This window comes from Streptomyces sp. NPDC055025 (genome assembly GCF_053608565.1).
In genome coordinates this window covers 1-20,590 of record NZ_JBSGVS010000035.1, presented here as the reverse complement: position 1 = coordinate 20,590, position 20,590 = coordinate 1, and the positions used below count along the sequence as shown (strand labels likewise).

The 20,590-nt window shown below is 68.5% G+C and carries 15 protein-coding genes, 2 tRNA genes and 1 other RNA gene; 9 read left to right on the top strand and 9 right to left on the bottom strand.

Annotation, left to right across the window (positions count from 1 at the left end):
- Nucleotides 1-275 precede the first annotated feature (275 nt).
- The 6 genes from ACWGDX_RS21715 to ACWGDX_RS21690 all read left to right on the top strand — a co-directional run bounded on the left by ACWGDX_RS21715 (nt 276) and on the right by ACWGDX_RS21690 (nt 5,861).
- Complete coding sequence (locus ACWGDX_RS21715) at nt 276-1,619, top strand: multicopper oxidase family protein (protein WP_453627900.1); 1,344 nt, start codon at nt 276-278, stop codon at nt 1,617-1,619.
- Nucleotides 1,620-1,821: 202 nt separating this feature from the next.
- Nucleotides 1,822-2,796, top strand: a complete 975-nt coding sequence (locus tag ACWGDX_RS21710; protein ID WP_453627899.1) for an ABC transporter ATP-binding protein — start codon at nt 1,822-1,824, stop codon at nt 2,794-2,796.
- A gap of 20 nt (nt 2,797-2,816) precedes the next feature.
- Entirely contained in the window at nt 2,817-3,686 is an 870-nt protein-coding gene (locus ACWGDX_RS21705) for an ABC transporter permease (RefSeq protein WP_453627986.1), read from the top strand.
- A gap of 53 nt (nt 3,687-3,739) precedes the next feature.
- Nucleotides 3,740-5,113: a sensor histidine kinase gene (locus ACWGDX_RS21700; RefSeq protein ID WP_453627897.1), complete on the top strand. Its 1,374-nt coding sequence runs from the start codon at nt 3,740-3,742 to the stop codon at nt 5,111-5,113.
- A complete protein-coding gene (locus ACWGDX_RS21695; protein ID WP_453627895.1) occupies nt 5,110-5,766 on the top strand; it encodes a response regulator in 657 nt (218 codons plus the stop codon). The genes ACWGDX_RS21700 and ACWGDX_RS21695 overlap by 4 nt, the downstream gene beginning before the upstream one ends.
- A 22-nt stretch (nt 5,767-5,788) precedes the next feature.
- Nucleotides 5,789-5,861 (top strand) — tRNA-Gly (locus tag ACWGDX_RS21690).
- 75 nt (nt 5,862-5,936) lie between these two features.
- Here the strand turns inward: ACWGDX_RS21690 and ACWGDX_RS21685 are convergent.
- The 6 genes from ACWGDX_RS21685 to ffs form a co-directional block, all read right to left on the bottom strand.
- Entirely contained in the window at nt 5,937-6,839 is a 903-nt protein-coding gene (locus ACWGDX_RS21685) for a phosphoribosylaminoimidazolesuccinocarboxamide synthase (protein WP_453627893.1), read from the bottom strand.
- Nucleotides 6,840-7,048: 209 nt separating this feature from the next.
- Nucleotides 7,049-8,545 (bottom strand): N,N-dimethylformamidase beta subunit family domain-containing protein, encoded by a 1,497-nt coding sequence (locus tag ACWGDX_RS21680; protein WP_453627892.1) that lies wholly within the window; start codon nt 8,543-8,545, stop codon nt 7,049-7,051.
- A 199-nt stretch (nt 8,546-8,744) separates the two neighbouring features.
- Entirely contained in the window at nt 8,745-10,634 is a 1,890-nt protein-coding gene (locus ACWGDX_RS21675) for a hypothetical protein (RefSeq protein ID WP_453627890.1), read from the bottom strand.
- 531 nt (nt 10,635-11,165) lie between these two features.
- Nucleotides 11,166-12,419, bottom strand: a complete 1,254-nt coding sequence (purD, locus tag ACWGDX_RS21670; RefSeq protein ID WP_453627889.1) for a phosphoribosylamine--glycine ligase — start codon at nt 12,417-12,419, stop codon at nt 11,166-11,168.
- 246 nt (nt 12,420-12,665) lie between these two features.
- On the bottom strand, nt 12,666-15,077 hold the full coding sequence (locus ACWGDX_RS21665; RefSeq protein WP_453627887.1) for a DNA polymerase III subunit gamma and tau: 2,412 nt from the start codon (nt 15,075-15,077) through the stop codon (nt 12,666-12,668).
- Nucleotides 15,078-15,127: 50 nt separating this feature from the next.
- An RNA gene (gene ffs / locus ACWGDX_RS21660) (signal recognition particle sRNA small type) lies at nt 15,128-15,226 on the bottom strand.
- A 72-nt stretch (nt 15,227-15,298) separates the two neighbouring features.
- Here ffs and ACWGDX_RS21655 point away from each other — a divergent pair.
- From ACWGDX_RS21655 to ACWGDX_RS21645, 3 genes are all read left to right on the top strand, one after another.
- Nucleotides 15,299-15,386 (top strand) — tRNA-Ser (locus tag ACWGDX_RS21655).
- 331 nt (nt 15,387-15,717) lie between these two features.
- Nucleotides 15,718-16,914, top strand: coding sequence for a hypothetical protein (locus ACWGDX_RS21650; protein ID WP_453627885.1), 1,197 nt, complete (start codon nt 15,718-15,720; stop codon nt 16,912-16,914).
- A 60-nt stretch (nt 16,915-16,974) separates the two neighbouring features.
- Nucleotides 16,975-17,439: a thiopeptide-type bacteriocin biosynthesis protein gene (locus ACWGDX_RS21645; RefSeq protein ID WP_453627883.1), complete on the top strand. Its 465-nt coding sequence runs from the start codon at nt 16,975-16,977 to the stop codon at nt 17,437-17,439.
- 231 nt (nt 17,440-17,670) lie between these two features.
- On the opposite strand, the gene ACWGDX_RS21640 is transcribed toward ACWGDX_RS21645, so the two are convergent.
- From ACWGDX_RS21640 to ACWGDX_RS21630, 3 genes are all read right to left on the bottom strand, one after another.
- Complete coding sequence (locus ACWGDX_RS21640; protein WP_453627881.1) at nt 17,671-17,847, bottom strand: hypothetical protein; 177 nt, start codon at nt 17,845-17,847, stop codon at nt 17,671-17,673.
- Nucleotides 17,848-18,002: 155 nt separating this feature from the next.
- Nucleotides 18,003-18,149, bottom strand: a complete 147-nt coding sequence (locus ACWGDX_RS21635; protein ID WP_453627879.1) for a hypothetical protein — start codon at nt 18,147-18,149, stop codon at nt 18,003-18,005.
- Between the two features lie 24 nt (nt 18,150-18,173).
- Complete coding sequence (locus ACWGDX_RS21630; protein WP_453627877.1) at nt 18,174-20,036, bottom strand: ATP-dependent nuclease; 1,863 nt, start codon at nt 20,034-20,036, stop codon at nt 18,174-18,176.
- Nucleotides 20,037-20,590 lie beyond the last annotated feature (554 nt).

Below are 20,590 nucleotides of genomic sequence, written 5' to 3'. Positions count from 1 at the left end.
GTCCAACTCGTCGGACTCATCGGACTCATCGGACTCGTGCCAGAGGAAGCTGGTCCTTCGCCGGGGCGGTCGAAACGGCCGGGGCGCGGGCACTCCTCGCCGCCCTCACCGCCCTCGCCCTGATCTCGGGCTGCGGCGACCACTCCGGTGCGTCGCGGCCGATGACGGGCCCGGCACACTCCTCATCCTCCGCGTCCCCCGCCGCCGTTGTCTCGCCGTCACCACCGCTGACAGCCGCCCGGCCGACGGGCGCGCTCCGCAACCCCCCTGAAGTGGTGAGCAGGAACGGCTTCCTGAACACCCGCATCGTGGTCGAGCGCAAAAGGGTGGAACTCGCGGGCAAGAAACTGTGGGCACTGACCTACAACGGCCGGTACATGCCGCCGACCCTGCGTATCAAACCCGGGGACCGCGTGAAGCTGGCGATGGTGAACAAAATCGACCAGATGACGAACCTGCACGTCCACGGCTTGCACGTCTCGCCGAGCGGTCACTCCGACAACATCTTCCTGATGATCGAGCCCGGGGAGACCTACCACTACTCGTACCAGTTCCCGCGCGACCTCGCGGCGGGCACCTACTGGTACCACCCGCACCCCCACACGCTGTCCGCTCCCCAGACCGCCGGCGGGATGTCCGGGATCATCATCGTCGACGGACTGAAGCGGTATCTGCCGAAGGCACTGCGGAACATCACCGAACGGGTCGTCGCGCTCAAGGACTTCCAGCGGGTGGGTGACCAGATCAAGACCGCGGATCTGAGCATCGGCGCGCCCACGACCCGCGTGGTCAACGGGCAGCTCAACCCCGCCATCCATATCCGGCCGGGCGAGACCCAGCTCTGGCGGATCGCCAACATCGGCGCCAACATCTTCTACAAGGTGGTGCTGCCGGGCCACAGATTCCGGGTGATCGCGCGGGACGGGAACCCTGTCACCAAGACCTACTCCGTCGACACGATCATCATTCCGGCGGCGGCCCGCTATGACGTACTGGTGGAGGGCGGTCCGCCCGGCACCACCGAGCTGAAGACACTCCCGTACAACACGGGTCCGGCGGGCAACCAGTTCCCCGAGGCGACGCTCGCCACGCTCGTCTCGCGGGGGGAGGCCCGGACTCCGGTGAAGCCGCCCGCCGCCTTCGCGCCGGCCCGGGACCTGGCCAAGGCCAAGCTCGCCGCCCGTAGGACGATCACGTACACGGAGAACGCGGCCGGCACGGAGTACTACATCAACGGCAAGCAGTTCGACCCGAACCGCATCGATTTCACAGGGCAGTTGAACACCGTGCAGGAGTGGACGGTCCAGAACAACAGTGACGAAGTGCACTCGTTCCATGTGCACACGAACGACTTCCAGCTGATGAGCACGAACGGCAAGCCCCAGACGTTCTACGGCTACCAGGACACGGTGGACGTGCCGGCGCGCGGGAACATCGTCGTCCGGACCGCCTTCGAGAACTACACCGGAAAGACAGTGCTGCACTGCCACATCCTCAATCACGAGGACAAGGGCATGATGTCCGTCCTGGAACTCGTCGACGGCCCGCCCGGGAACGGAACCGGGGCCGGGACCGGGAGCGGTAGGGACCCGGCGGCACCGGGAGTGAAGAAGGACTGACCGGCGGTCCGTGGCTGTCCTTGCCTGCCCTCGCCGGTCCGCGGCTGTGCTTGCCGGTCCGTGGCTGCCCTCGCCGGTCTGCGGCTGTCCTTGCCGGACCCTTGCCTGCCCCCGCCGGTCCGGGGCCGTCCATGACATATGTCATCGGCGGCGGTGACAGCGCGCACTGCCGGGCGTCCCGGTCGGCGGGGAGCCTGAAGACATGACTGAGTCTTCGTCTTGGCTGAGCGAACCGCCGGGCACCGAACCGCCGGTGATCGATGTGGACGCGCTGCGGCGCACCTACGCCGGCGGCTTCACCGCGGTGAATGGCGTCTCGTTCTCCGTGGCGCGGGGGGAGATATTCGCGCTGCTCGGGACGAACGGCGCGGGCAAGACCTCCACCGTCGAGCTGCTGGAGGGCCTCGCCCGGCCCAGCGGAGGAATGGTGCGGGTGCTGGGCAGTGATCCGTACACCCGGCGGGCGGTCGTGCGTCCCCGTGTCGGGGTGATGCTCCAGGAGGGCGGCTTCCCCTCCGATCTGACGGTCGCCGAGACCGTACGGATGTGCGCGGGCTGTACGAGCGGGGCGCGGCCCACCGGTGAGGCGCTGGAGCTGGTGGGGCTCGGCAAGCGGTCCGGCGTACGGGTCAAACAGCTCTCCGGCGGTGAGAAGCGGCGTCTCGATCTGGCGCTCGCGCTGCTCGGCCGCCCCGAGGTGCTCTTCCTCGACGAGCCGACGACGGGCCTGGACGCCGAAGGGCGGCGCGACACCTGGGAGCTGGTACGGCACCTGCGGGACGGCGGCACCACCGTGCTGCTGACCACGCACTATCTGGAGGAGGCCGAGACCCTCGCCGACCGGCTGGCGATCATGCACCAGGGCCGGATCGAGGTCTCGGGGACTCCGGCCGAGGTGACCGCGGCGCGGCCGGCCCGGATCCGTTTCCTGCTGCCGGCCGATGTTCCGGCCGGGCGGCTGCCGCTGTCGCTGCGGGCCGCGGCGGAGGGACGGCGGGTGGAGATCCGTACCCATCAGCTCCAGCAGGACCTGGGCGAACTCCTGCGGTGGGCACGGGAGTCGGACGTGGAGCTGGAAGCACTGGACGCACGGTCGGCCTCCCTCGAAGAGGCCTTTCTGGAAATCGCGGCGCGGAGCGCGAGCGCGGAACCGATGGCGACGGTGGGGGTGCGATGAGCATGGGGGATACGGCGAAGATGGGCACGGCACGCACGGGGGACAGCGGGGAGAGTACGGCGGGCGTGGGCACGGCGAGTACGAAAAGTACGGCGGGGGCCGGATCGGCAGGGGCGGGAGCGGGCACGACCACGGTCGCGGGGCGTCTCGGGGCGCTCGGGAGGGCCGAGTTCACGCTGCTCGTGCGGAACAGGACGGCGCTGTTCGCCGCGCTGTTCGTGCCGGTGGCCATGATCGGGGCGATCAAGTCCTCGCTCGGGGGAATCGACCTGGGCAGGACGGGGATGAGTGCCGTCGAGGCCGCCCTGTCCGGCGGTATCGGCATGGTGCTGATCATGGCGGTGTACGCCAACCTCGCCTCCGCGTACACCGCCCGGCGTGAGGAACTGGTGCTCAAGCGGCTGCGTACGATCGAGGTGTCAGACCGCGAGATACTCGCCGGTACGGCACTGCCCGCCGTGTCGCTGGCGTTCGCGCAGTCCGCCGTGATGATCGTGGCCGGGGTCGCCTTCCTCGGGATACGGGCGCCGCAGCGGCCGGTGGTGCTCGTCGGCGGGCTGCTGGCGGGACTGGTGCTGCTCACCGCGCTGGCCGCCGTGACCTCCGCATTCACCCGTACGGTGGAGAGCGCCCAGCTCACGACGATGCCATTGTTCATGATCTCGGTCCTCGGCTCGGGGCTGTTCATCCCGCTGGAGGCGCTGCCCGAGAGGATCGCCTCCATGTGCGAACTGCTGCCGTTGACCGGGGTGATGACTCTGATCAGGGCGGGGTGGCTGGGCGGCGGGGAGGGGTACGACCTCTTCGGGGCCGCGCTCGGCGCGCTGGTGTGGACGGTGCTCGCCGTCTTCGCCGCGGAGCGATGGTTCCGGTGGGAGCCACGGCGCTGAGCCGCGGCGCCGCGTTCGGAAGGCGCGAGGGGGAGTTGGATGGAGAGGGCGCGATGTCCCGGCTGACGGGCTGGTGGCACGGCAAGAGCAAGCCGGTCAAGGTCGAGATCTACACCCGTTGGTCGTTCTACTTCCTCGGGGTCATGGAGCTGGCGCTGATCGGCGTCCCGTCGTTGACCAGCGGTCATGGACCGCTCAGTGGATGGCTGTTCCTGCTGGTCTGCCTCCAGGCCGCGCTCTGCTGTCTGCTCCAGTCCCGGGCCCTGGACTGGCGTCTCGGCCGACGCGAGCGGCCCGTAAGGCTGACCGTGACCGTGGCGGTGGTCTCGGCGGAGGGCACCCTCGTCGCCCTCGTCCTGCGCGGCACCGATGTGATCACCGATGACAGCCAGAACGCACTGCTGCTGTTCGGTTTCGCGGTCTTCGGGCTGGCGTCGATCACCATGGGTCTGCGGACGCATCGCCAGATGGCGTACACCGTGCTCGGCACGGTGGGTGGCACGGCGGCCGTCTCCCTGGCACTGTCCCTGCCGGCCAGGATCATCGTGGCCAATGTCGTCGGGCTCGCCCTCGCGGGCACGGCCCTCGTCTTCACCTATGTCTTCTCGGCCTGGCTGCTCAAGGCCGTCTGGGACCTGGACGCGGCCCGGGAACTTCAGTCGCGGCTCGCGGTCGCGGAGGAACGGCTGCGCTTCGGCCGCGATCTGCACGATGTCATGGGCCGCAATCTCGCGGTGATCGCGCTGAAGAGCGAGCTGGCGGTCCAGCTCGCCGAGCGTGGCCGGCCGGAGGCCGTGGCCCAGATGACCGAGGTACAGCGGATAGCGCGGGAGGCGCAGCGCGAGGTACGGGATGTCGTACGGGGATATCGCGCGGCGGATCTGCATACGGAACTGGAAGGAGCTCGTGGGGTGTTGACGGCGGCGGGCATCGATTGCCTGATCGAGGGAGCGGACGGTCTGGTCCAGGGGGAGGACGGTCCGACCGGCGGTGCTGGGCGAGGCGGGGCCGGAGCCGGTGGCCGAAGCGGGAGCGGCGGCCGGGGGCTTCCGGCCGAGGTCCAGTCGGCACTGGGGTGGGTGGTGCGCGAGGCGACGACGAACGTGCTGCGCCATGGGGACGCGCGGCGGTGCACCGTACGGCTGTCGGAGAGCGGGGAGGACGGCCAGGCGGATGCCGACGCCCGGGAAGCGGTTCTCGTCGTCGAGAACGACGGTGTGCCGATGGACGTGATCGCCTCCGCCGAACGCGTACGGAACGGTTCGAACGGCGGCTCCGGTCTCGCCGGACTGCGGGAGCGGCTCGCCGCGCTGGACGGCACGCTGGAGGCGAAGCACACGGGGGACGGCTGTTTCCGGCTGACGGCGCGGGTGCCGCTGACCGCGCCGGGCCACGGCCCCGTCTCCGCCGAGGTCGTCGCGGTATGACGTCCCTGCCCCGTCAGGGCGCTCCCGTACCCGGCCCCGTACCCGCTCCCGTACGCGTTCTGCTCGCCGACGACGAGCATCTGATCCGGGGCGCGCTCGCCGCGCTGCTCGCGCTCGAAGACGATCTGCTGGTGGTCGCCGAGGCGGCGTCCGGGCCCGAGGCGCTGGCGATGGCGCGGGCGCACCGGCCCGATGTGGCCGTTCTCGATCTCCAGATGCCCGGTGCCGACGGTGTGAAAGTCGCCACATCGCTCCGCACGGAACTGCCCGGCTGCCGGACGATGATCGTGACCAGTCATGGTCGGCCCGGCCATCTGAAGCGGGCGCTGGCCGCGGGCGTCCGGGGCTTCGTGCCCAAGACCGTCAGCGCTCGGCAGCTCGCCGAGATCATCCGTACGGTGCACGCGGGAAACCGCTTCGTGGACCCGGAATTGGCGGCCGACGCGATCTCGGCGGGGGACTCGCCACTGACCGCGCGGGAGGCGGAGGTACTGGAGCTGGCGGCAGATGGTGCGCCCATCGCGGAGATCGCGGAGCGTGCCTCGCTGTCGCAGGGGACCGTACGGAACTATCTCTCGTCCGCCGCGTCCAAACTCGGTGCGGAGAACCGTCATACGGCTGTGCGTCTCGCACGGCGGCGAGGTTGGGTATAGTGGCAGACGCGCCACGGCGCATGCGGACGTAGCTCAGTTGGTAGAGCGCAACCTTGCCAAGGTTGAGGTCGCCAGTTCGAACCTGGTCGTCCGCTCAGAAGGAAGAAGCCCCCGGTCGGTCGACCGGGGGCTTCTTCGTGTCACTGTGACCGGCTCCACTGTGACCGGCTCTACTGCCAGGTGCTGCCGGTGAGGTGTTCGTACACCTCCACATACCGCGCCCGGGTCGACTCGACGACCTCCGGTGGCAGCGGGGGCGGCGGCTGCTCGCTCGCGCGGTCCCAGCCGGAGGCCGGAGAGGTCAGCCAGTCGCGTACGTACTGCTTGTCGTACGACAGCTGCGGACGACCCGGCTCCCAGGAGTCCGCCGGCCAGAAACGCGAGGAGTCGGAGGTCAGCACCTCGTCGGCGAGCACCAGCCGGTCGTCGACGTCGAAGCCGAACTCGAACTTGGTGTCGGCGAGGATGATCCCGCGGACCCGGGCCAGGTCACGGGCGAGGCTGTACACGTCGAGGGTCGTCCGGCGCAGCAGGGCGGCGGTCTCGGTGCCGACCTGGCGGGCGACCTCCTCGTACGACACGTTCTCGTCGTGCTCGCCGACGGCCGCCTTCGTGGCGGGGGTGAAGATCGGACCGGGCAGCTCGGAGCCGTCGGCCAGGCCTTCGGGGAGCGCGAGTCCGCAGACGGTACGGGACTCGTTGTACTCGGTGAGTCCCGAGCCGGTGAGATAGCCGCGCGCGACGCACTCCACCGGGAGCATCCGCAGCGGTTCGCAGACCAGGGTGCGTCCGGCCCAGTCGGCGGGGGCGCCGGGGGGGACATCACTGGAAATCACATGGTTCGGTACGAGTTCGGCGAGCCGTTCGAACCACCAGAGCGAGAGCTGGGTGAGAAGCCTGCCCTTGTCGGGGATCTCGGTGGGCAGCACCCAGTCGTAGGCGGACATACGGTCACTGGCGACCATCACGAGGTCGCCCGCCTCGTTCCGGTACAGATCCCGCACCTTGCCGGTGTGGAGATGCACCAGACCCGGCACCTGAAGGGGCTCGGGCTTTTCGACGAATCCGGACACGGTTCCTCCCCGTGGTTCTGTCCGATCTTGAAGATCGCCTCGATTCTCCCGTATGCCGGAAGGCGCAGCTCGCAGGGGTCCGGCGCGCGCCACGCGTCCGCCCCCGAGGGGGAGGTGCGGGGAAGTGCGGGGAGGTGGTGCAGGCGGGATGCGAGAGGGTGCGGGAGGGGGTGCGGGGGTCCGTTCGAGTCCGGTCGAGTCCGTTCGAGTCAGTCCCGTTTGCAGATCCGGTCCAGGAGATTGGCGGTCGCGCGCTGGATACGGGGATCAACATGGCCGGGCCGGTCCAGCGCCGGGGACCAGGCGAAGGTCCCCGAGGCGAAGACCAGCGCGCCCGAGGGAGCCCGGTAGAGCGAGGTCTCCTGGTGACGTCGGGCGTTCTCGCTGTCGCGGTACGGGGAGTGCGCGAGCAGGATGCGGTCCTGGTGCTCGGGAAGCGGGGTACGCGGGAAATAACGGTCGGCCTCGCCCGCGACGAGTCCGTCGATCTCGTCGCCCTCGGTCGCGCCGGTGGCTTCCCAGAGCCAGTGATCGGCGTTCCGTACGACCATGGGGTGGGGCTCGGGGATCCGGCCCGCGTACTGGATACCGAGAAGCTCCTGTTCAGGCCTGTCCACCTCGCGCCAGAGCGCGGGGCGTCCGGGGCCGCGGCGCTTGCGGCAGGTGAGCAGCCGGTCGGGGACGCCGGAGGCCGAGGGGCCGAGCTCCACCTGCCAGTACAGGGTGTTGGCGGAGAGGAAGACGAGTGATGTGCCCTGCTCGCGCGCCAGCTCGACGGTGCGGCGCATGGGAACGGACCAGTACTCGTCGTGGCCGGGGAAGACCAGCCCTCGGTAGCGGGTGGGGTCGACCCGGCCGGCGTGCAGATCGCGGGTGTCCGCGTAGGCGAGGTCGTAGCCGTACCGCTCGGCCCAGCGGATGAAGTCGTAGGCGTGCCCGACATGGAGCGGCAGACCCGCGCCCGCGTAGGGGCGGTCGAAGGAGACGGTGGTCGCGGCGTCCTGCTCGCCGAGGAGCCCGCCCTTCTCGTCCCAGGCGTGGTAGAGGCTGGCGCCGGTATGACCGTCCTCGGGGTAGAGGTTGTACGCCTGCCAGGTGATGTCCGGGAGCAGCAGGAGCAGATCGGCGGGATGGCTGTCGCGGACGGTGAAAGGGATGTGCGAGCGGTAGCCGTCGACGGTCGTGAGGACGGCGACATGCGCGCCGAGCTCCCAGTGCGACGGGATCTGGAGCCGCCAGGAGAGCCACCAGTGGTGGCAGGAGACCGTGCGGTCGGCGGCGAGCGGTGGCGGCTGGACGATGCCGGAGAGCCGGGGACTGGTGGTGATCTTGCGGGCGCCGTCGCCGCCGTAGTGCCCGATCCGGTAGATGTCGACCGAGAACTGCTGGGGCGGGTCGACGGTGACATGGAAGTCGATCGCCTCGCCGGGGGCGACTCCGCCGGTGGACGCGAAGCCCTTGATCTGACGGCGTACGTCGTCGGCGGTGTGGAGGCCGCCGCCGCGGTCGCGGCCCAGGGTCGGATCGGCGTACCAGGGCACGAGCTGACCGGTGTCGTCGAAGTAGTTCTCGCTGCCGCGCAGCCAGGGCAGCGGGCCCTGGCCGAACGGGTCGCTGACCGCGTGGGCGAGAGCGCCCGACTCCCATCGCCGGATCTGTTCCGCCTGTCGGATCCGGTCCGCTCGTCGGATCTGGTCCGCCCCCATCGCACGCCCCTCCTCCGCGTCCGCCGCGCCACATCGGGTGGTACGGCCGTTTTTGCTACAAGCACCGGCCTCCAGCACATCACATAACGCATGCGGCTCGTCACCGTTCGTCGCGAATTGGCGTTAACGGAACGTCCCGGTCCGGATGCGGGATGTGATAAAGGAGATTCGGTGCGGGGCGGGTGTGACCGAAGTGGGGTCACACGAGGCGTACGGGCTTCTCCGGCCGTACGCCGAGCGAGGCCAGCCAGGAGCGGAGCGGTTCCGCGTCACCTCCCTCGACCAGGCTGAGGACGCGCCCGCCCAGATCCGTACGGCGTTCGCCGTCGATCAGCAGGGTCGGTCCGTCGAGCCAGTCCAGACCGGGTGTGGCACCCGCCGTGTCGACGGCCGAGCAGCAGACCATCGCCGTCACATGGTCGGCGAGCAGCTCCCTGCCCGTGCGGGGCGGCTGGAGCGGCGAGAGAGGCAGCGGGTCGGTGCCCCAGAGGGTTACGGAATCGCCCACGGCCCCGGCCGGGACGGGTGGGGCAGCCGCCTCCTCCCGGGCCAGCTCGGCGCTGATCCCGGCGGCCAGGGCATCACCGGCCTGGGCGTGTCCGTGGGTCTCACCGTCGGCGCTGTCCTGCCTGGCGGCGCTGTCCTGCTTGGACGAGCCACCCGCCCGGCCCGTGCCGCCCGCAGCGCCCGTGTCCCCCGTAGCGCCCGTGCTGCCCGTAGCGCCCGTGTTCCCCGTAGCGCTGGCGTCCCTCGTACCGCCCGTACCGCCCGCGCCGCTCGGGGCGGAGAGATGGTCCATGACCCGGGCCAGCGTGGGACCTGGTGCCGTCGCGGAAGAGGCGGTGTCCGCCGGGCGACGTACTCCCAGACTGTCCAGGACGCGGTGCAGCCTGGCCGCTTCCGTACGCCATTTACGGTCGACGACCTCCTCCGGATACTGCTGCCAGTCCACCGGGGACCAGTCGGGTCCCGCTTCGGCCGGGCCGCCGTGGAAGAGACGCGCGGCCAGCAGGGACGCCGCCTCGTCGACCGCGCCCGGCTCTTCGAGCAGATCGCAGGCGGGCCGCTCCCCGAGCCGGGAGGTGAAGCCCTCGGCCAGACGGTCGCGACGGGACAGCTCGGTGAGGGCGGACACCACGCCCGCGTCCAGACGGGAGGGCCAGCGGCCCATGCGCCAGGCCGGCAGCGCGACCCGGGTCAGCAGCCGGTCCCAGCCCGCGTACGCCAGGCCCACCTGCTCCTGGGCGACGATCCGCAGGCCGTAGTCCACACCCTGTGCACGCTCGGAGGCGGCCGCCGCGACACCCCGCTCCATCTGGGCGGCATGCTCACCGCAACCGCGCAGCAGCAGCCGGGCGATCCGGCCGATCAGGCCGAACGCCGCTCTCCCCGGCAGCCCCCGGCCCGGACGGAACGCCACGGCGACGGCCGCGTCGAGCCCGCGGACGAAACGGCGGGCAGCGGCTATGTCCGGGTGCGCCGAAGGGCCCGTACCCGCGACGACCGGCGCGAGCACGGCACGCAGCTCGGCGACCCGCATCCACCACAGGAAGGGCGAACCGATCACCAGGACGGGCGCGGCGGGCGTACGCCGTCGGCGGCCAGCGCCGGGGAGCGAGGGCCCAGTGGGCGCGGGCGCCTGCGCGTGCGCGGGGTGCGTACGGTCCTCCAGCCAGCTGTCGCAGTCCGGGGTCAACGCTATGGCGGAGGGGGCCGGCACTTCGAGCCGCTCCGCGAGATCGCGTACGAGCCGGTAGAGGTCGGGGGCGGCCGACTCGCTGACCGCGACGGTGGGGCTGAGAGCCGGTCTGGCGAAGGCGATCACGGCGGCGACGGCGGCACCGAGCAGCAGCACGACCGCCGCGAAGCCCGTCACGGCCCAGCGGGCCGCGTCCCAGCTCCCCCCGTGGAGATGGCCTGTGGCCCCTCCGACCAGCAGCACGACGGCGACGGCCGCGGGCAGCAGGGCCACGGCCAGCGCCCTGCTGCGGACACGCAACACGGCGAGGGCCCGGACACGGGCGCCCTGAGCACCCAGCTCGTCACCCATACCTGAGCTGGAACCGGAGCTGGAACTGGAACCGGACATGGTCGGACTTCACCCCCTCTGCCCCTGCACCGCTTTGCTCACTACCCCACTGTGGCACCCGTCACTGACATCGCAATGTCGGTGGGCCAAGTGCCGGAACGCATGCGCCGCACCCTAGTTGGACCCCGCCGACCCGTCATCCGGATGGGCTGTTCGTCACTCGATGGAATGGCTCTGGTCAAAGCTGCTGACGAACAGGGCTGTGAGCCCGGTTCCCAGGCGGGGCGGGGCCGGTCGGGCCGGGCGGGCTCGGCTCCGGTACGGAAACGGCCGCGCGTTGCGCCGGTCGGCGGAGGGCCGGGAGGCGGACGGGCAGGGGGTATGCGTGGCACGGCGCGCACGCCACGCGCGGCGCAGTGCCACGCGGGACAGCGTGGTGGTACGCGCGGGGGCTCACGCGACGCCGTAGCGGGCGGCTCCGATGCCCGATCCCCGAGCCCCGGTCCTCGGTCGGACATCGGTTTACGGGAGCCGCTCGGCCGGATACGGGGGTCGCCCGGTCGGATACGGGGGGGGCTGCTCCGGCCGGCGTCAGGCCTTCGCGGCCTCGCTCGCGATGTCCGTACGGTGCTGCGAGCCCGCCAGGGTGACGCGGTTCACCGCCGTGTACGCCCGCTCACGGGCCTGTGTCAGGTCCTTGCCCGTCGCCGTCACCGACAGCACGCGGCCGCCCGCGCTCACGACCGTACCGTCGTCGTCGCGCCGGGTTCCGGCGTGCAGTACGTACGCGTGGGGCGCGTCGTACGCCGCGACGTCCGCGAGGCCCTCGATCGGGTCGCCGGTACGCGGTGTGTCCGGGTAGTTGTGCGAGGCGATGACCACCGTGACGGCGGCGTCGTCCCGCCAGGTCAGCGTCGGCAGGTCCGCGAGCGTCCCCTCGGCCGCCGCCAGCAGGACACCGGCCAGCGGGGTCTTGAGCCTGGCCAGCACCACCTGGGTCTCCGGGTCGCCGAAGCGGGCGTTGAACTCGATGACCCGTACCCCTCGGCCCGTGATCGCGAGACCCGCGTACAGCAGCCCGGAGAAAGGCGTACCGCGCCGGCGCAGTTCGTCGACCGTGGGCTGGAGAACGCTCTCCAGGACCTCGTCCACCAGTTTGGGGTCGGCCCACGGAAGCGGGGAGTACGCGCCCATGCCGCCCGTGTTGGGGCCCTCGTCGTTGTCGAGCGCGCGCTTGAAGTCCTGCGCGGGCTGGAGCGGCAGGACCGTCTCGCCGTCGGTGATCGCGAAGAGCGAGACCTCGGGCCCGTCCAGGAACTCCTCGATGACGACCCGCTCGCAGGCGAGCGCGTGCTCGCGCGCCTTCGCGAGATCGGCGGTGACGACGACGCCCTTGCCGGCGGCGAGCCCGTCGTCCTTGACGACATACGGGGTACCGAAGGCGTCGAGCGCGTCGTCGATCTGCTCAGGGGTGGTGCAGACATAGCTACGGGCCGTCGGAACGTTCGCCGCGGCCATCACATCCTTGGCGAAGGCCTTGGAACCCTCCAGTTCGGCGGCTTCCTTCGAGGGGCCGAAGCAGGGGATGCCCGCGTCCCGTACGGCGTCGGCGACCCCCGCCACGAGCGGCGCCTCGGGACCGACGACGACGAGTCCGGCCTCCAGCTCGATGGCGAGACGGGACACGGCCGCGCCGTCCAGCGCGTCGACCGGATGCAGCTCGGCCACCTCGGCGATACCGGCGTTGCCGGGCGCGCAGTGCAGAGCGGTGACCGCGGGGTCGAGGGAGAGAGAGCGGCACAGGGCGTGTTCGCGGGCGCCGCCGCCGATGACAAGGACCTTCACGGGAGGCAGCCTAGCCCGGAGGGAGCATCCCGCTGTGTACGGGCCTTGGTCCGTGTACGCGGCTTGGGCAGGGGGGTTCGCTGCTCGTACGGGCCTTGGAGCGCGTACGCGGCTTGGGCAGGGGGCCGCTGCTGGCGCGACTGCTGGCACGAGCCTGGGACGGGGGCCGCTACTCGTACGGGCCTTGGAGCGGGGCCAGAGGGAGCGCTGCTCGCCGGACGGCTGGCCACTCGTTCATACATTCCCCTAATCGTTCGTATATTCCTCCACCACCGTCGCCCCCAGCTCGCGCACGATCAGGTCATGGCCGGAGAGCGCGGAATCGACCAGATCCGGATCGTCCTCCTCCGGGGTGTCGTCCTCCGGGGCCACGGGGGGCGGGGGCGGGGGCGAGGCAGGCCGGTTGTCGGAGCGGGGCGGCTCGTTCCGGGCCTGCCCGGAACCCGGGGACTGCGCCGCGGGCGCGTGGGGCGCGGGCGCGGCCGACGAGGATACGGCGGCGGGCGGGGCGGGGCGCTGAGACGATGAACCGCCGGGGGCGGGAGCCGATGCCTGGGGACGGCCTCCGTAACCACCGCCGCTCCCGGTGCCTCCGGCGTTCCCAGTTCCGCCACCGCCACCGCCACCGCCGCTCCCGTTCCCGGGACCGCCGCCGGAGCCGCCACCTCCGTAACCGCCACCCCCGTAGGCGCCGCCTCCGTAACCACCGCTGTTGCCTGCGCCTCCACCAGGACCGCCGCCGTAGCCGCCTCCGCCGCCACCGCCCGCACCGCTCCCGGACGGCGGCTGGGAGCCGCCGGAGGGGTCGATGATCGCCTCGACCTTCCACTGCACGTTGAAGTGCTCGGCGAGCGCCTGCTTGAGCACGTCCTCGCTGCCACTGCTGGTGAAGTTGTCACGCGCGCCCGCGTTGATGAAACCGAGCTGGAGCGTCGTACCGTCGAACCCCGCCACCTGCGCGTTCTGACTGAGCAGGATCCAGGTGAAGCGCCGGCGGTTCTTGACGGCCTCCAGGATGTCCGGCCACATGTTCCGCACCTGGCCCGCGCCCTGCGCCATAACCGGACCAGGGCCAGGGCCCTGACCGTGGCCCTGACCTGGCCCCTGCGCTCCGCCGGGGGCGGCGGCCGACTGCGACGGCGCGGCCGGGGCGGCGGGCGCGGGGGTCTGCCGACCGGGCGCGGCCCCCTGTCCCGGTGTCGACGCGGTGGGCCAGCCGCCGGGACGGCGGCCGGTGTCCGGGGCGGTGGCGCCGGGCCACGCTCCGGGACGCTGCGGCTCCGCCGCGCCTTCGGGTACGGGCGCCACAGCCGGCGCAGGCGTACCAGGGGGCTGCACCGGCGGAGGCGGGGGCGATGGCGGAGGCGTCTGGGCAGCCGCGGGTCCGGCGGGCATCGGGGGCGGTACGGGCGCGTGCGCCTCGGGGCCGGGAACGTAGCCTGCCGCCGGACCGGGCCCCGGGCCCGAGAACGCGGCTCCCTGGGCCGTGACGGCCGCCGCCGCTCCCCGCTCCAGGCGGTCGAGCCGCGCCTGCACCGAGCGCTCGTCGTCGAAGGCGGCCGGCAGCAGCACGCGGGCGCAGATCAGCTCCAGCTGGAGACGGGGTGAGGTCGCTCCGCGCATCTCCGTCAGCCCGGTGTTGACCAGATCGGCCGCCCGGCTCAGCTCGGCCGCGCCGAAGACCGACGCCTGAGCCGTCATCCGCTCCACGACATCGGCGGGCGCGTCGATCAGCCCCTTCTCCCCCGCGTCCGGCACTGCGGCCAGAATGAGCAGGTCACGCAGCCGCTCCAGCAGATCGGCGACAAAACGCCGCGGATCGTTGCCGCCCTCGATCACCTGGTCGACGATCTCGAACGCCGCGGCCCCGTCCCCCGCCGCGAAACCGTCCACCACGGCGTCGAGCAGGGACCCGTCCGTATAACCGAGCAGGGCCGTCGCCATGGCGTACGTCACACCGTCCTCGGCCGCGCCCGCGAGCAGCTGGTCCATGACGGACATCGAGTCACGCACGGACCCGGCGCCGGCCCGTACGACCAGCGGGAGCACCCCGTCCGCGACGGGAATGCCCTCCTTGCCGCACACCTCGCCGAGATACTCACGCAGCGTCCCCGGCGGAACCAGCCGGAACGGATAGTGGTGCGTACGCGACCGGATCGTCCCGATGACCTTCTCGGGCTCGGTGGTCGCGAAGATGAACTTGAGATGCTCCGGCGGCTCCTCGACCACCTTCAGCAGGGCGTTGAAGCCCGCCGAGGTGACCATGTGCGCCTCGTCAATGATGTAGATCTTGTAACGACTGCTCGCGGGACCGAAGAACGCCTTCTCGCGAAGATCGCGGGCGTCGTCCACACCTCCGTGCGACGCGGCGTCGATCTCGATGACATCGATCGACCCCGGCCCGTTCCTGGCGAGGTCCTGACAGGACTGGCACTCACCGCACGGGGTCGGCGTGGGCCCCTGCTCACAGTTCAGACACCGCGCGAGGATGCGCGCACTGGTCGTCTTCCCGCAGCCCCGAGGCCCGCTGAACAGGTAGGCATGATTGACCCGGTTGTTCCGCAGCGCCTGCTGCAAGGGGTCGGTGACATGCTCCTGCCCGATGACCTCGGCGAAGGACTCGGGACGGTAGCGGCGGTAGAGCGCAAGGGACGACACACCTACGACGATATCGGCCCCCTCCGACATCGCGCCCGTACCACCACCCCAACGCGAACGCCCCCCACGCACCCGCCAGAGCCAACCTACCCTTGCTGCCTTCCGGCCCTGGGGGAGTTCAGTCAGATAGCGCCACGTGAGGGGCTGCGCCCACAGTACCCGATCCCCACCCCCCGGAACGAGTTCGCGAGCACGGCCCGGCGTCTTGTATTGTTTGCCCCGGAGGATTCGCCTAGTGGCCTAGGGCGCACGCTTGGAAAGCGTGTTGGGGGCAACCCCTCACGAGTTCGAATCTCGTATCCTCCGCCATTGCTCTCACCGGGCAATACGCTGAAGGGCCCCACCGCTTGCGGTGGGGCCCTTCAGCGTTGAGGGTTGCAGTTGCCGCGGTCCAACCGTGAGGCCGACGTCCTCCACGTGCTGAGGTGGATGGCTTCGGCGTCGAACCCATCAGACCGCCGCAAGCCATGGCCTGTCCGACCACCGCTGCCATATGACGAGAGCCCCAAGGTCGCGCGTGAGTGCGATGCGAGCAGTCCGCGTCCGCCTCTGTAGGTATGCTCCCGGGCACTGCCGGCTGACGCGACATTGGACCTACTGAGGCCGCAGTTGTCCCGTCGTCGGACCGCGAGGGAGGACCTTGGTGATCGATCTCAGCAACTACGAGTTGCTCTGGCCCGCCGCCTTGTTCGCTTCCGAAGCCAACCGCGTGGCGTCGTCCGGCCGTCGGGACTGGACGACTAGGGCTGAGTGGCTTCTGACCGAGGCGTTCCAAGGAGGCAGTGCCTGCTCCGACTTCGAGAGCCTGCCAGCCTCTGCTCCGCGAGTGGACGACCCGTGGGGCCAGTCCGACACCCCTCCTTGGGAGCAGCCCCCGGTAGTCACGCAGATGTCGTGGTTCCGCGAACTGATTGTTCGATCCGCCGAACTTCGACCATATGCCGAGCCGCGACCCTATTGGCCACATCGCAAAGGCGTAGCCAACCCTGCAAACCCTCCGCATCCCGAGAAGGCACGCCTAGACTTCGTCCGTCTCGTGATGGAACTACATAAGAGCGGATACCTGGTCGAGCAATTCGGCGAGGAGTGCGTGGACGTAGACGAGGAACTTCCAGATCCTGCCGAGGTTCTCAAGCTGCGTCTCGGCGTAGGCGATCTCTGGCCGCTTAGGCCACAGGAATGGGACGAGGACACCTTCTTCGGTCTCATTGAGGTGTTCCACGATCTTGTTTCTCGGCCACGCGATCGCCACTTCCACGACTGGGACCAGTGTGGCTGGCACCACCGAGAGTTCCACAGCGGGCCTGCACAAGTGCTGTACCGCTGGAGGATGAATCGCCTGCTCGAACGATCGGCCTTGCATTACCGCCTCGCCGACGAGGGCGAAGACCAAGGCAGACTGGTGGCGGTCACAGACGAGGCGCGGGCCGACCTAGTGCACCGCACCCTCAGCGCCCCTGACCCCGACATCAAGCAGCGCACCGCACACGCCATCGCTCTGTACCGCGGCAGGAATTCCTCAACCGAGGAAAAGCGTTCTGCGATTATTGCCCTCGCGGGCATCCTTGAGGAACGCCGCGATTTGATCCGTGCCGAGTTGGGGAAGCCTGATGATGGCGCCCTCTTCATGATTGCCAACAAATTCGAGATTCGCCACCGGGACGCCTCACAGCGGCAGGACTACGACCCCGCTTTTCTCGACTGGATCTTCTGGTGGTATCTAGCAACCGTGGAGCTCAGTACGACCCTTGTCCTACGTCAGGAGCGAGTGCCCGCACCTACGCGCCCCGACCCATCTGGAAGCACTGCGGCAACCAATGACGCATCGGGGCAATAACCGGATCTGTGCCGAATAAATGCAGAGCGCCGGGATGGATCCCCTTACGCAACCACGGCCATGATGCCGCCGAGGCAACTTGGGCTGACTCGTGATGGGCAGATCATCTTCATCGACCCGTCCGTCCTGCTGTGCACCATCATGATGCGCGCCGCACGGTTGGAGTGGTACGAGCAGGGTGATGTCTGGGACCGCGTCATCACGACGGAACACCGCTCGGCCGTCAGCGACGTACCGCAGGAACAGCTGAACGCCCGAGCCCAGGAGATCCGGCACCTGCTTCTCGCCGACAGCGACACCCTGCTGCGCCCCGGAGGCCCGCTGGAACCCATCGGCGAGTGGGTCGCAGCATTCCACAGCGTCGGCCAGACCCTCGCCAACGGCGTCCAGGACGGAACTCTCGACCGAGGGCTGCGCCAGATGCTCAGCTACCACGTGATCTTTCACTGGAACCGGCTCGGACTATCCATGCGCGGGCAGAGCATCCTGGCTTGGGCAGCCAGGGCGGCAATCCTGGACAGCTAGAACCCTAAGGAGAGCCGAGGTGCGGGACGCCAGGAAAACATCGCATATCCATGGGTAAAAACGGGCCCTCGCAGAAGCCGCGCCTATCGCACCGCAACACCCGAGAGAACGAAACCGCAATGGATCGTCCGCGCATGCAATTCATTACGCGCTACGACCGGAAAGAACCCTTTCATGAAGTCTCGGAAATCGACCTAACGCAAACCCAAAAGCGATACTTCAGACGCCGACCTACGATTCAGCCCAATCATCGATGGCCGCCGAAGTTTGCACCAGAACCCTTTCGACCATATCAACCAAATCGCCAAAGTCACCATAATCCGGATAGTAGGCTGATGCCAAATTGAAAACAGGGGAATCCAAATCCACCTTTGACAGATCAAGGCGTCGATCAAGATTGTAGTGCATCAAGGTATTGCGGAACGGCCTGGCACTTCGATCCATGACCGCCCGCGCAGCGGGCGCGTCGAGAATTTCCTGGAGAGCTCGATTTGATCGAGACGTGAGCGAGCACTCAGAATCGGATCGCAGAACTTCCAAACTAGCGAGAACCTGATAGACAGTCAAGAACCTGAAGAAGCAACGCCGATGCACTCGTCAAGCTCAGCATTCTCGAAATCGGCAGCAATTCGCCCCACCCAGGCTGCATCGTTTGCTATGCCTTGATGGATTACTTTATCCCGAATATCCAAAGATCTCTCTTTAGTCACGACGGCTGTCTCAGCCAGCCTCTCTTATCTTTTGGTCTCACTTGCCATCGAGGTCGGCAGTGAGACATCTGGCGGCGGGGGCCCTTGCAGGGTCTGAACTAGTCTCAGTCGAAACTCTTCTAGAGGCCGCGGCCTTATCGCTGGCCCTGCGCCCGCACTGGCGAGCAGCGCATTTGTAAGATCCTGTGTCTTGCGGAAGAGGTTGAGTTCACCTGCCAGGGCACCTAGCGCTTTTTTAGGATCAACCAGGAGGAACCGGTCGCGCTCCCAACGTTCGCGTACTCGCTCGGACACCTCCCGATGGATCGCATCTACAGCATCGCTTCGCGCCTTCATAGCGTGTGCCGCAGCCGTATATTGCTCTTTGAGACCTCGGATGCCGTCCCTCTTGTCCGCACGCGGCATCGGGAAACGGTTGGCCAGTTCACCCGCGAGCATGTCGGAGACAACATCGTCCGCTAGTGGATCTACTGCGGCACGGAGCAGAGCTTCAGCCTCGTCGAGCGAGGTCGGGCGGCCGAGAGATCCAAGCACCGCTGCGACAAGGCCAGGATCCAGAAGCAGGCTCTCCAGAGCCCGGCGGGGCCATATATGGAGGTTGGGATAGTCGCGCTGGTAATTCCGAACTTGGGTGTCGCTCATCAGGTCGCGGTCGATGAGACACACCCATGGCAGTGAACTCAGGTCGTCAGCAAGCATTCGGTGACGGGCAAGCACCTGTCCGGAGCTACCTGCCTTGATCACATGCACGTTCTCTAGTTCCTCGGGGAACAGACGCCCCAGATAGTTTTCGTCCCTGTCACCTTCCACGACCAGGCGTCCGCCCTTGAGGAGCAGGTCTGCCTCGGCAACGCCCATATCGGCGACCACACCCGCCAATGAGGAGGCGCTTGCGACTCGTCGGGCCTGTTCAGCGGCTTCGCCACCGACCATTTGGTAGATCTGCGACGGATGTGCAGCCGCGACGATCTTGACCGAGTGGGTGACAATCATCGTCTGAGTTCGGTGGGCAAGGGCTCCAACTGCACGCAGAAACGCCATCTGCAGGGCTGGATGCAGGTGCAGCTCGGGCTCATCAAGGAGCAGCACGCTCCCGTCGTGCGCAGATTGATGTAGTGCGCACAACAGCCCCAGAAGGCCAGCCTCCCCACTGGACAACTCGCTGACGGGGTGCCGGCCATCCGCCGTTACAACTTCGATGCGAGTAGTTCCGAGGCCACTGATCGGTTGCGGGCGTAGCAACCTCTTACCCGTTGCCTCGCGGAATGTCTCTCCCAATTGCTCGTAGGCGTCATCGCGCCACCCGCTGTCCCGGGCTTTTACCAGCGAGCAGTAGTCCAGGGTCGTGAGACGGATCGTCAAGTCCTCGGCAGCAGGTGGACCACCTGCAAGCCTGGAGGGCGGAACATCGGCGCTACTAAGCGGAGCACTGGCCCCTACCCGACCGTTTTCAGCGGCACCGAGCAAAGTGATGTCCGGGAAGCTGTTACTGGCTCTGAAGACGGGGTCGAATACCGTGGCAACCACAGAGGAGTCCGCGAAAGAAACATTCCCTGTTTTGTCCACTACCGCAGTCCGACGGAACCGGTCCCTACGCTCGGCATTCCTGCCAAACACCGATTGATGATGCAGGTTTACACGATGGAACTCTTCGTCGCTAAGCGTGAAGTACAGCTCAATTCCGGCCTTGTCCTTGCCCAGTCGTACCAGCTCTGGGCGCGGCTCCAGCCCTCGTGTGCGCGTGATCAAGTGCAAGGCTTGGAGCATCGCAGTCTTACCACTGGCATTCCGCCCGGTAATTAGCGTATACGGCTGTTTGTCCAACTCCGTCAGCTTCGCGTGACGGATCGCCTTGAAGTCGGTGACCACGATCTCGGAGATACGCACGAGGGCCTCAATGATGCACTGGGAGGAGCAGTTGGTGCCGCTCTCTAGAGGAGGAGGGCTATGCAAACCGGAGGATACCGCAACGCAGTTGGGTCACTCTAACGAATAGACGGGCATCCAGCAGGGCGGTTCCAGTGTGGTGTATGACGTCCAGCATGTGTCTGGTCGCCGGAGTTCGAAAGTTCGTCGGCCAAGACGTCATCGAGGGCGGCGCACAGCACCGGGGAGACTGCAGGTTCCGCCCGGAAGGGCGACCTCCTCTGAGGAGCGTTCTTGGTAGTTGCCTCCCGCCGCCTGAGCAGTGGACCACACCACTGCACGGCTCCCGCACCCGCACCCGCACCCGCACCCGCACCCGCTGAGGGTTGCACTTCGGGTTGCATTCATGGCGGTTCAGGCGAGACCATCCGAGCGACTCGACACGACTGGTCCCCAGGTCAGAACGCCTGCGAACCCGTCCGGACCCCCACACGAACATTTGGAAAGCGTGTTGGGGGCAACCCCTCACGAGTTCGAATCTCGTATCCTCCGCCATTGCTCTCACCGGGCAATAC

What these genes read in the sequence shown, in the direction of transcription:
- ACWGDX_RS21710 (WP_453627899.1), top strand. Translation starts at nt 1,822, where the DNA reads ATGACTGAGTCTTCGTCTTGGCTGAGCGAACCGCCGGGCACCGAACCG.
- ACWGDX_RS21705 (WP_453627986.1), top strand. Translation starts at nt 2,817, where the DNA reads ATGGGCACGGCACGCACGGGGGACAGCGGGGAGAGTACGGCGGGCGTG.
- ACWGDX_RS21700 (WP_453627897.1), top strand. Translation starts at nt 3,740, where the DNA reads ATGTCCCGGCTGACGGGCTGGTGGCACGGCAAGAGCAAGCCGGTCAAG.
- ACWGDX_RS21695 (WP_453627895.1), top strand. Translation starts at nt 5,110, where the DNA reads ATGACGTCCCTGCCCCGTCAGGGCGCTCCCGTACCCGGCCCCGTACCC.
- ACWGDX_RS21680 (WP_453627892.1), bottom strand. Translation starts at nt 8,545, where the DNA reads ATGGGGGCGGACCAGATCCGACGAGCGGACCGGATCCGACAGGCGGAA.
- ACWGDX_RS21675 (WP_453627890.1), bottom strand. Translation starts at nt 10,634, where the DNA reads ATGTCCGGTTCCAGTTCCAGCTCCGGTTCCAGCTCAGGTATGGGTGAC.
- ACWGDX_RS21645 (WP_453627883.1), top strand. Translation starts at nt 16,975, where the DNA reads ATGATGCCGCCGAGGCAACTTGGGCTGACTCGTGATGGGCAGATCATC.
- ACWGDX_RS21640 (WP_453627881.1), bottom strand. Translation starts at nt 17,847, where the DNA reads ATGCACTACAATCTTGATCGACGCCTTGATCTGTCAAAGGTGGATTTG.